The 1,903-nt window shown below is 75.8% G+C and carries 2 protein-coding genes; both read right to left on the bottom strand.

Going from position 1 to position 1,903, the window contains the following annotated elements:
- Positions 1-32: 32 nt before the first annotated feature.
- Positions 33-524 carry an NUDIX domain-containing protein gene (locus tag ADY01_RS35180; protein ID WP_049580914.1) on the bottom strand — a complete coding sequence of 164 codons (492 nt, stop codon included), beginning with the start codon at positions 522-524 and terminating at the stop codon, positions 33-35.
- A gap of 49 nt (positions 525-573) precedes the next feature.
- Complete coding sequence (locus tag ADY01_RS35175; protein ID WP_049580912.1) at positions 574-1,713, bottom strand: cystathionine gamma-lyase; 1,140 nt, start codon at positions 1,711-1,713, stop codon at positions 574-576.
- Positions 1,714-1,903: the final 190 nt, after the last annotated feature.

Raw genomic sequence — 1,903 nt, 5'->3', positions numbered from 1 at the left:
GCTGAGGGACCGGGCGGGGGCCCGGCCCGGGGTCAGGCGAGGTCCTGGGCCAGCAGCGTCTGGATGCCGGGGATATTGCGTCTCAGGTAGGAGCGGAGCGAGAGCGGCACCAGGTTCACCGCGGCGAGGCCCTCCGGGGTGAACGGCAGCCGCACGATCTCGTAGGTGCCGCGCGGCGCCTCCACCTCCGGGCCGTGCCGCAGCGAGGGGTCCATCGAGGCGAGCCGGCAGACGAAGAAGTGCTGCACCTTGAGCCCCGGCGGGGTGTCCTCGCCGGGCTCGGGCGTGTGCGGGACGGTGTCCACGAACGCGGGCACGACATCGGTGACCTTGGCGCCGAGCTCCTCGTAGACCTCGCGGTGCAGGGCGTCGAGGACGGTGGCGTCGGCCGGTTCGACGCCACCGCCGGGGGTGATCCAGTAGGGCGGGCGTCCGGGTTTGGTGCGCTTGATGACCACGAGCTCCGACGCGTCGAGCAGGATGGCGCGGGCGGTGCGCTTGACCACAGGCTGTGCGTGGGCCATGGAAAACATGTGGCCCGCCGGCCGCCCGGTGAAACCTCCGCATCGGTGCCTACCGCGTCCGGCCCGCTCCGCTCGCGGCGTCGAGGGCGGCGTTCATGTCGTCGATCAGGTCCTCGGCGTCCTCGATGCCGACCGAGAGCCGGATGAATCCCTCCGGCACCGGGTCGCCGCCCCACCGGCCGCGGCGCTCGGCCGTCGAGCGGACGCCGCCGAAGCTCGTCGCGTCGTCGACCAGGCGCAGCGCCCCGAGGAAGCGCTCGGCGTGGGCGCGCCCCGGCAGCGTGAACGAGACGACGCAGCCGAAGCGGCTCATCTGGCGCGCGGCGGTGGCGTGCGCCGGGTCGTCGGGCAGCCCCGGGTAGCGCAGGCCGCTGACCTCGGGGCGGGCGCGCAGGGCCGCGGCGCCGGCGAGGGCGTTGGTCTGCTGCCGCTCGGTGCGCAGGTGGAGCGTGGCCAGTCCGCGGTGGGCGAGCCACGCCTCCATCGGGCCGAGGATGGCGCCCGTGGTGGTCCGCCAGGAGCGGATCTCGCCCGCGAGGCGGGCGTCCCGGGTGGCGACATAGCCGAGCAGGACGTCGCCGTGACCGTTGAACGCCTTGGTGCCGCTGGCGACCGAGAGGTCGGCGCCGAGGTCCAGGGGGCGCTGGCCGAGGGGTGTCGCCAGGGTGTTGTCCACCGCCACGAGCGCGCCCCCGGCGTGCGCCGCGTCGGCGAGGCGGCGGATGTCGCAGACGTCGAGGCCGGGGTTGGACGGGGTCTCGATCCACAGCAGCCGCACCTCCTCGTCCAGCACGCCGAGCTGGGCGTCGCCGCAGGTGGGGGCGGTGCGGACGATGACCCCGAACGCTTCGAGGCGGGCGCGGACGCGGGGGAGCAGCTGGTAGCCGTCGGCGGGGAGCACGGCGACGTCGCCGGGGCGCAGGAGGGCGAACAGGACGGCGGCCGTGGCGGCGATGCCCGAGGGGAAGACGGCGGCGTGGGCCTCCTCGGTGGGTGACTCCAGCTCGGCGACGGCCCGTTCGAGCACGGTCCAGGTGGGGTTCGCCTCGCGGCCGTAGCCGTAGGGGGCCTCGGCGGGGTCGCCCGGCAGGTGGAAGTGGGCGGCCAGAACGGGTCCCGGCACCGGCGGCTGAAACGGCTGAGCCTCCGGCAGGCCGGCCCGTACGGCCCGCGTTCCGTCCCCGGTCATGGTCCCGGTGTCTCCTTTGCGTCGAAGGCGGTGCCGCACAAGGGTACGACCTGCGGTCGGCTCGGCCGCGGCGCTGTCGCGCCGGGTTCCGCCCCGCCCGCCCTCTGGGCGGGAGGGGGCCGGGAGCGGGCCGTGGCCCCGGCCGCCGGACCCGCGACGGCCTGGCGGCCTTGCGGGTGCGGGGCGGGAG

The sequence above is a fragment of the Streptomyces sp. SBT349 genome, assembly GCF_001083795.1.
GTDB lineage: Bacteria > Actinomycetota > Actinomycetes > Streptomycetales > Streptomycetaceae > Streptomyces.
The sequence above is the reverse complement of the archived record's forward strand: the minus strand, read 5'-3'. Positions and strand labels throughout refer to the sequence as shown.

Bases quoted from the DNA above. Each gene is read 5' to 3' on its own strand.
- ADY01_RS35180 (WP_049580914.1), bottom strand. From the start codon at position 524: ATGGCCCACGCACAGCCTGTGGTCAAGCGCACCGCCCGCGCCATCCTG.
- ADY01_RS35175 (WP_049580912.1), bottom strand. From the start codon at position 1,713: ATGACCGGGGACGGAACGCGGGCCGTACGGGCCGGCCTGCCGGAGGCT.